Genomic DNA, 6,982 nt, shown 5'->3' with positions numbered 1-6,982 from the left:
TTAAGCAATGATCTTGGCCACGACGCCAGCGCCCACGGTGCGGCCGCCTTCGCGGATGGCAAAGCGCAGGCCCTCTTCCATGGCGATGGGGTTGATCAGCTTGACGGTGATCGACACGTTGTCGCCCGGCATGACCATTTCCTTGCCTTCGGGCAGCTCGATGGCGCCCGTCACGTCCGTCGTGCGGAAGTAGAACTGGGGGCGGTAGTTGTTGAAGAAGGGCGTGTGGCGGCCGCCTTCGTCCTTCGACAGAACGTACACCTCGGCCGTGAAGTGCGTGTGCGGCTTGATCGAGCCGGGCTTGCACAGCACCTGGCCGCGCTCGACGTCTTCGCGCTTGGTGCCGCGCAGCAGCAGGCCCACGTTGTCGCCGGCCTGGCCCTGGTCGAGCAGCTTGCGGAACATTTCCACGCCCGTGCAGGTGGTCTTGACCGTGTCCTTGATGCCGACGATTTCGATTTCTTCGCCGACCTTGATGATGCCGCGCTCGATGCGGCCCGTGACCACGGTGCCGCGGCCAGAGATCGAGAACACGTCTTCGACGGGCATCAGGAAGGCGCCGTCCACCGCGCGCTCAGGCGTGGGGATGTAGCTGTCGAGGGCATCGGCGAGCTTGAGGATGGCCTGTTCGCCCAGCGGGCCGGTGTCGCCTTCGAGGGCGAGCTTGGCAGAGCCGCGGATGATCGGGGTGTCGTCGCCGGGGAAGTCGTACTTGTCGAGCAGCTCGCGCACTTCCATCTCGACGAGCTCAAGCAGCTCCTCGTCGTCGACCATGTCGCACTTGTTGAGGAACACGATGATGTAGGGCACGCCCACCTGGCGGGCCAGCAGGATGTGCTCGCGCGTCTGGGGCATGGGGCCGTCAGCGGCCGAGCACACCAGGATGGCGCCGTCCATCTGCGCGGCGCCCGTGATCATGTTCTTCACATAGTCGGCGTGGCCGGGGCAGTCCACGTGCGCGTAGTGGCGGCCGGTGGTTTCGTACTCGACGTGCGAGGTGTTGATCGTGATGCCGCGGGCCTTTTCTTCGGGCGCGTTGTCGATCTGCGAGTAGTCCTTGGCTTCGCCGCCGAACTTCTTGGACAGCACCGTGGCAATCGCTGCCGTCAGCGTCGTCTTGCCATGGTCGACGTGGCCGATCGTGCCCACGTTGACGTGCGGCTTGGTGCGTTCAAACTTACCTTTTGCCATTTTTCCGACTCCGAAAAAAACCTACTACAACACAACAGGATTTTGGCGCAATCTCAAGCAGACGCACCTGAAATTTGTGGTGCCCATGGCGGGAATCGGACCCGCGACCTCTCCCTTACCAAGGGAGTGCTCTACCACTGAGCCACATGGGCAACTTGCAACTGCTTGCGCAGCCACTTCACATTCAACACAAACCAGCAAAGCAAGCCATGGAGCGGGAGACGGGAATCGAACCCGCGTCATTAGCTTGGAAGGCTAGGGTTCTACCATTGAACTACTCCCGCATCGGCCGCCAAAACAACCTCAACGCGAAGCCCGCAAGGGCCTCCTGAACAATCCACGCTCACGCTTTGCAATTTGGTGGAGGAGGCTGGATTCGAACCAGCGTAGGCGTAAGCCAACAGATTTACAGTCTGCCCCCTTTAGCCACTCGGGCACTCCTCCGAAGAATTTCGAATTCTAGCACAGCTTTTTCCGTGCCCCGTCACTTCCATCAAAAATCGCGATCAGCGCAAGCGCGCGGCCAGGCCCGCGGCGCGGAAAATCATTGGTGCGGCTGGCGGGGATCGAACCCACGACCCTCGGCTTCGGAGGCCGATACTCTATCCACTGAGCTACAGCCGCAACTCTTAAAAGACCAATACTCAAAATTCCGCTGACAGCCCGGATGACTATAGCCTTCGGAGGCCAATACTCTATCCACTGAGCTACAGCCGCAACTCTTACAACACCGGGACCTATCGCCGAACGGACACGCATTCGGCCATCTTTGCGCCACCACTTTGGCGGGCTATTGGCGCATTGCTGGTGCAGCCATCCATTATTGCACGCCAGCAGGCGGCTGATTTTGACTTGCCCGGGCCCATCGGTGCGCACGCGGCGCGTGCCCTACATCCGACCCATATAATTCCTGGCTGATTTCAAGCCCCACACACTGACATTTCCGAGGAAGTCATGAGCGCCCACCACTCCGAAGAAGCCCACACCGGCCCCATCAAGAATCCCAAGCAACTGCTCGCGGCCGTTCTTTTCGCGTTTGTGATTCCCATTTTCGCCATCATCGCACTGGTGTATTACGTCACCTCGGCCAACAAGCCTGCGCTGGGCGCCGCCAACCCCGAAAAGGCAGTGGCCGAGCGCATCCAGAAGGTGGGCATGGTCGAAATCCGCGACGCCAACCGCGCGCTCAAGAACGGCGAGGACGTCTTCAAGGCCCAGTGCGCGGCCTGCCACACCACCGGCGCCGCTGGCGCGCCCAAGCTGGGCGATGCATCGGCCTGGGCCCCGCGCATCCAGACCGGGTTTGACGCACTGGTGCATTCGGCGCTCGCAGGCAAGGGCGCCATGGCGCCCCAAGGTGGCGGGGACTTCAACGACACCGAAATCGGCCGTGCGGTGGCCTACATGGCCAACGCCGCCGGCGCCAAGTTCGCAGAACCCGCCGCGCCCGCGGGCGCCGCTGCCGCACCCACTGCTGCACCAGCAGCCGCGCCCGTTGCCGCTGCGCCCATCGCGGCTGCTGCCGCCCCCGCCCCGCAAGCTGCGGCGCCCGTTGCAGCGACCGCCACCGTGGCAGCCGCCCCTGCCGCCAGCGCTGCGGGCGAAGCCCTCTACAAGCAGGCCTGCCAGGTCTGCCATGCCGCTGGCGTGGCCGGCGCCCCCAAGTTTGGCGACAAGGCCGCCTGGGCGCCCCGCATCCAGGAAGGTATGGAAACGATGTATGCCATCGCCCTCAAGGGCAAGGGCGCCATGCCCCCGCGTGGCGGCACCAGCGCGTCGGACGCCGAGATCCACGCCGCCGTGGACTACATGGCCGCCGCCGCCGCCAAATAAGGCGCCCGCCAGGGGCTTCGCGCCCCACCCCGGCCGACCTGCAGAGGTCGGCTTTTTTTCGCCCCTGCCGCGCGCGCGGCCCGTTCAGGGGTGCGGGCTGCCGGCGCGCGCCGCGGGACTGCGCACAAAGCCGTATCGCGCGGGCAGGTGGCTGGACTGCACGGGCTCGGCCAGCCAGTCGCCGCGCTCCAGGGCCTCCGCCACCTGCGGCACATCGAGCGTGTGCACCAGGCCCAGGCCCATCTCGCTGGCCAGGTACACCCGCCCCTCTTCGTCCCACAGGCAGGCCGTGGTACGGGCCGCGCGGCCGGTGTGGGAGATCAGGCCCAGGCCATCGGGCCCGATGCGCCAGATCCAGGGCGTGCACTCCAGCTCGACATAGACCCGCTGCGGCCCATTCTGGAAGAACCACTGCCCGTGGGCGTCGGCTTCGTAGTTGCGCGCGATGAAGGCGATCAGCTTGTCGTGCTGCAGCAGCGCGCCCTTGCTCTGCGCAAACGCGCCACGCGCCTGCACCGCGTCGTCGCGCAGGTACCAGCGTCCTCGCGCGTCCAGGCCGAGCCAGCCATGGCAGTGGGGCACGTTGGGCCATTTCGCCATGGCCTGTTGAACGATGTCATCCATGGCCCGATTCTGCACCCGACGGTGCCGCCGCCACGGTCAGCAAGGCCGCCAGCCAGCAGCCCACCACGTCGGGCAGCGCGCGCACATGCCCGGGCAGGCGCCCCTGGGCAAACCCGACATGGCCGCCTTCCCGGGGCTGCCACAGGCGTACGCAGGGGCTGACGTCGGCCGGACCCGGAAGGCTCGCGGCGGGCACGAACGGGTCGTTGAGCGCGTTGATCGCCAGCGCGGGAATGCAGATGCCTCTGAGGAAGGGCTTGGCCGAGGCGCGGCGCCAGTAGTCGTCGGTGTTCCGGAAACCGTGCAGCGGCGCGGTGAACACATTGTCGAAGGCGTACAAATCCTGGGCGGCGAGCAGCGCGCGGCGGTCGAACAGGCCCGGGTGCTGGGCCCATTTTTGCAGCGCCTTGGGCACCATGGTGCGCAGGAACATGCGGGTGTAGACCTGCCGGTTGAAGCCCCGCCCCATGGCGCGGCCGGCCGCCGCCAGGTCCAGCGGCGAGCAGACCGCCACCACGGCATCGGCACCGACACGCGCGCACGCGCCGGCCTCGCCGGCCCAGCGCAGCAGAACATTGCCCCCCAGCGAGATGCCCACGGCCAGCAGCGGTCCGCGGTGCGCGGCGCGCAAGCGCTGCAGAATCCAGGCCACTTCGGCGTGGTCGCCCGAGTGGTAGGCGCGGGGCGCGAGGTTGACCTCGCCGCTGCAGCCGCGGAAGTGCGGCAGCGCGCAGGCCCAGCCACGCTCGCGCGCCATGTCGGCAAAGGCTTCGGCGTAATGGCTGCGCGACGAGCCCTCGAGCCCATGGAACAGCACCAGCAGCGGCCGCGGCACCTCGGCGGCGACACCGTCGTCGAGGAAGTCCACATCGATGAAGTCGCCGTCGGGCGCCGTCCAGCGCTCGCGCCGGTAGGGGGGCGGAGCGCCGAACACGCGCCGCGCCGCCACCGCAGGCCAGATGGTTTGCAGCTGGCCGCCAGGCAACCACCGGGGCGCTACATAGTCCATAGCAGCATGCGTTTATCTGTAAAGGGTTGCAGCCATTTTTAGCCAGTTTTTTGGAAGCCCACCAGCTCGACGGTGCGGGCAGCGCCGCTGCGGCCCTCCGCGCCAGACCATTGTCAACCTTCGCGCGCCGACCGGTGTGCGGGGGTTTGCGGCACAATTTCAGCGCGCCCGTGGCCATGGCACTCCCGCCCTCTTCCTGCCCCGGCGCCCACCACCATGAAGCGTTTTCTTGCCCTGATCGCCACCGCGCTCGCCCTGTCGGGCTGTGGCTACAACGACTTCCAGCGGCTCGACGAGCAATCGAAATCCGCCTGGAGCGAGGTGCTCAACCAGTACCAGCGCCGCGCCGACCTGGTGCCCAACATCGTCGCCTCGGTCAAGGGCGAGGCCCGGTTCGAGCAGGACACGCTCACCAAGGTGATCGAGGCGCGCGCCAAGGCCACGTCGATCCAGGCGACGCCCGAGCTGCTCAACAACCCCGAGGCGTTCAACAAGTTCCAGCAGGCCCAGGGGGAACTCTCGGGCGCGCTCTCGCGCCTGATGGCGGTCTCCGAACGCTACCCGCAGCTGCAGGCCAACCAGGCGTTTCGCGATCTGCGCGTGACGCTGGAGGGCACCGAGAACCGCATCACGGTGGCGCGCAACAACTACATCAAGACGGTGCAGGAGTACAACGTGCTGGCCCGCAGCTTCCCCACCAACCTCACCGGCAAGGTCATGGGCTACGCGCCCAAACCCACCTTCACGGTGCAGAACGAAGCCCAGATTTCGGTGCCGCCCACGGTCGACTTCTCTGCCCCCGCGCCGGCGACCGCCAAGTAAGAAACAAGAGTCAAATATGGCTCTAGACCTTTACTTTCGTGCGTTATTAGCTCTCTTTTTTGTAGCTGTCTGGCCCTTGGGCGCAGGCGCACAAGAGCTGCTCCCGGTGCCCGCGCTCACGGCGCGCGTGATCGACCAGACCCAGACCTTGAGCGCCAGCGAACGCCAGGCGCTGGAAACGCGGCTGCAGGGCCTCGAAGAAAAATCGGGTTCGCAGGTGGTGGTGCTGATGGTGCCGAGCACGGCACCCGAAGACATCGCGGCCTACGCCCACCGCGTGGCCAGCGAGTGGAAGATCGGCCGCCGCGAGGTCGGCGACGGTTTGCTCGTGGTCGTGGCCAAGAACGACCGGCGCATGCGCATCGAAGTGGCGCGCGCGCTCGAGGGCGCGGTGCCCGATCTGGCGGCCGCGCGCATCATCGACCAGGCGATGGCGCCGCGCTTTCGCGAGAACGATTACGCGGGCGGCATCGGCGCCGCACTCGACCAGATCGGCGCGCGCATCGCCGGTGAAGCGCTGCCGGCCCCCACGGCGCGCACCCCGCAGGCTCGCGGCCAGGGCATCGACTGGACCGAACTGGCGATCTTCCTGTTCTTCGGCGTGGTGCTCATCGGACCGGTCGTGCGCCGCATCTTTGGCAACCGCTTCGGTGCGGTGCTGATGGGCGGCGGCACCGGCACCCTGGCCTACCTGCTCACCGCCAGTGCGCTGCTCGCCGGTGGCGCGGGTGTGCTGGCCTTGCTGCTCACGCTGCTGTCGAACGGCCGGGGCCGCGGCGGTGGCCCCTTCATCGGCGGCGGTGGATGGGGCGGCGGGGGCGGCGGGGGCGGCGGAGGATGGGGCGGCGGCCGGGGCGGCGGGTTCAGCTCCGGCGGCGGTGGCAGTTTTGGGGGCGGCGGCGCCTCCGGGGGGTGGTGAGCATGGGCTGGATGCAACGAATCGCGCGCCTGCTGCGCCACCGCTGGGCCGAAGGCCGCCTGCGCCAGGCCGTGCCGCCCCCGCTGATCGAGCAGCTCACGCGCCAAGTCGCCGCCAGCGAGCAGCGCCACACTGGCCAGGTGCGCATCTGCGTCGAAGCCGGCCTGCCCGTGGCCTACCTCTGGCGTGGGGCGCCAGCGCGTGAACGCGCCGTCTCGCTGTTCGGCAAGCTGCGCGTGTGGGACACCGAGCACAACAACGGCGTGCTGATCTACCTGCTGCTGGCCGACCACGCGATCGAGGTCGTGGCCGACCGGGGGCTCGCGCGCGCCGTGCCCCAGGCGACCTGGGAGGGCCTGGTGGCCGGCATGGGCCAGGCGTTCCAGGGGCAGCGCTATGACGAAGGCCTCACCGAGGCCCTCGCGCGCGTGAGCGCGCTGCTCGAAGAACACTTCCCCGCGCCGCGCGGCAGCGCGCGCGCACCCAATGAACTGCCCGATGCGCCGGTGCTGACCGGCGACCCGCTGCTGCGCCGCTGAGGCCGCACCGCGCCTGCGCCCTGGCGGGCCGCAGAGGCGGCGCCA

The 6,982-nt window shown here is 67.6% G+C and carries 7 protein-coding genes and 4 tRNA genes; 4 read left to right on the top strand and 7 right to left on the bottom strand.

Translation table 11 applies throughout. The features are described 5' to 3' along the window. The 5 genes from tuf to B2J86_RS15535 all read right to left on the bottom strand — a co-directional run bounded on the left by tuf (position 1) and on the right by B2J86_RS15535 (position 1,815). Positions 1-1,191 carry an elongation factor Tu gene (tuf, locus tag B2J86_RS15555; RefSeq protein ID WP_169636161.1) on the bottom strand — a complete coding sequence of 397 codons (1,191 nt, stop codon included), beginning with the start codon at positions 1,189-1,191 and terminating at the stop codon, positions 1-3. A gap of 77 nt (positions 1,192-1,268) precedes the next feature. Continuing rightward, positions 1,269-1,343: transfer RNA gene (locus B2J86_RS15550), tRNA-Thr, on the bottom strand. Between the two features lie 58 nt (positions 1,344-1,401). Continuing rightward, a tRNA-Gly gene (locus B2J86_RS15545) sits at positions 1,402-1,475 on the bottom strand. A 74-nt stretch (positions 1,476-1,549) separates the two neighbouring features. Beyond that, positions 1,550-1,635, bottom strand: a tRNA-Tyr gene (locus B2J86_RS15540). Positions 1,636-1,739: 104 nt separating this feature from the next. Continuing rightward, positions 1,740-1,815: transfer RNA gene (locus tag B2J86_RS15535), tRNA-Arg, on the bottom strand. Between the two features lie 330 nt (positions 1,816-2,145). On the opposite strand from B2J86_RS15535, the gene B2J86_RS15530 reads away from it, so the two are divergent. Next, positions 2,146-3,024 (top strand): cytochrome c5 family protein, encoded by an 879-nt coding sequence (locus tag B2J86_RS15530; protein WP_173026050.1) that lies wholly within the window; start codon positions 2,146-2,148, stop codon positions 3,022-3,024. An 84-nt stretch (positions 3,025-3,108) separates the two neighbouring features. Here the strand turns inward: B2J86_RS15530 and B2J86_RS15525 are convergent, their stop codons facing one another. After that, positions 3,109-3,648 carry a DUF2946 family protein gene (locus B2J86_RS15525; protein WP_173026049.1) on the bottom strand — a complete coding sequence of 180 codons (540 nt, stop codon included), beginning with the start codon at positions 3,646-3,648 and terminating at the stop codon, positions 3,109-3,111. Then, the gene (locus B2J86_RS15520; RefSeq protein ID WP_169168069.1) at positions 3,641-4,657 is read right to left on the bottom strand and encodes a YheT family hydrolase; all 1,017 of its coding nucleotides are present in this window, start codon (positions 4,655-4,657) and stop codon (positions 3,641-3,643) included. Before B2J86_RS15520 ends, B2J86_RS15525 begins: the two co-directional genes overlap by 8 nt. Positions 4,658-4,873: 216 nt before the next feature. Between B2J86_RS15520 and B2J86_RS15515 the strand changes: the two genes are divergently transcribed. From B2J86_RS15515 to B2J86_RS15505, 3 genes are read left to right on the top strand one after another with little or no spacing between them, the layout of a single operon-like run. Next, the gene (locus B2J86_RS15515) at positions 4,874-5,479 is read left to right on the top strand and encodes a LemA family protein (protein WP_169168070.1); all 606 of its coding nucleotides are present in this window, start codon (positions 4,874-4,876) and stop codon (positions 5,477-5,479) included. Positions 5,480-5,495: 16 nt separating this feature from the next. Then, positions 5,496-6,398 carry a YgcG family protein gene (locus tag B2J86_RS15510; protein ID WP_173026048.1) on the top strand — a complete coding sequence of 301 codons (903 nt, stop codon included), beginning with the start codon at positions 5,496-5,498 and terminating at the stop codon, positions 6,396-6,398. Between the two features lie 2 nt (positions 6,399-6,400). Next, positions 6,401-6,937: a TPM domain-containing protein gene (locus tag B2J86_RS15505; protein WP_169168072.1), complete on the top strand. Its 537-nt coding sequence runs from the start codon at positions 6,401-6,403 to the stop codon at positions 6,935-6,937. Positions 6,938-6,982: the final 45 nt, after the last annotated feature.

This window comes from Acidovorax sp. SRB_14 (assembly GCF_012932145.1).
Classification (GTDB): Bacteria; Pseudomonadota; Gammaproteobacteria; order Burkholderiales; family Burkholderiaceae_C; genus Simplicispira.
This window is presented reverse-complemented; position numbering and strand designations above follow the sequence as displayed.

What these genes read in the sequence shown, in the direction of transcription:
- tuf (WP_169636161.1), bottom strand. Translation starts at nt 1,191, where the DNA reads ATGGCAAAAGGTAAGTTTGAACGCACCAAGCCGCACGTCAACGTGGGC.
- B2J86_RS15530 (WP_173026050.1), top strand. Translation starts at nt 2,146, where the DNA reads ATGAGCGCCCACCACTCCGAAGAAGCCCACACCGGCCCCATCAAGAAT.
- B2J86_RS15525 (WP_173026049.1), bottom strand. Translation starts at nt 3,648, where the DNA reads ATGGATGACATCGTTCAACAGGCCATGGCGAAATGGCCCAACGTGCCC.
- B2J86_RS15520 (WP_169168069.1), bottom strand. Translation starts at nt 4,657, where the DNA reads ATGGACTATGTAGCGCCCCGGTGGTTGCCTGGCGGCCAGCTGCAAACC.
- B2J86_RS15515 (WP_169168070.1), top strand. Translation starts at nt 4,874, where the DNA reads ATGAAGCGTTTTCTTGCCCTGATCGCCACCGCGCTCGCCCTGTCGGGC.
- B2J86_RS15510 (WP_173026048.1), top strand. Translation starts at nt 5,496, where the DNA reads ATGGCTCTAGACCTTTACTTTCGTGCGTTATTAGCTCTCTTTTTTGTA.
- B2J86_RS15505 (WP_169168072.1), top strand. Translation starts at nt 6,401, where the DNA reads ATGGGCTGGATGCAACGAATCGCGCGCCTGCTGCGCCACCGCTGGGCC.